Origin of the sequence: Bradyrhizobium uaiense, assembly GCF_010811875.1 — a bacterium.
GTDB lineage: Bacteria > Pseudomonadota > Alphaproteobacteria > Rhizobiales > Xanthobacteraceae > Bradyrhizobium > Bradyrhizobium uaiense.
This window is the reverse complement of record NZ_VKHP01000881.1, coordinates 1-246: the sequence shown is the minus strand read 5'-3', so window position 1 is coordinate 246 and position 246 is coordinate 1. Positions and strand designations below refer to the sequence as shown.

Here is a 246-nt window from a genome sequence, read left to right as displayed (position 1 = left end):
TGCGGGGCGTCTCGATGTCGTGCGTCATGGTGGCTCACTTTTTTGGCTGACGGCGCCACTTTGCACGAGCCGATGCGGCCGTGGCTTGAAGGTTTGTTACCGGTCGAGCAGCCCGTCGTCGGCGTGATCCACCACGCCGAGCTCGCCTACGGTTCCTCGATGCTGATGCTGGGCCAGAGCCGTGACGATGCCTATGGCAGGCTGGTCGGCGACTCTACCGGCCGCCGCACCGATTCAATCTACATC

General features: G+C 63.4%; 1 protein-coding gene. It reads left to right on the top strand.

What is annotated here, in order from left to right; genetic code table 11:
- Window positions 1–42: 42 nt before the first annotated feature.
- A partial coding sequence (locus FNJ47_RS52440) for a VOC family protein (protein WP_488226116.1) occupies window positions 43–246 on the top strand: 204 nt, incomplete at its 3' end.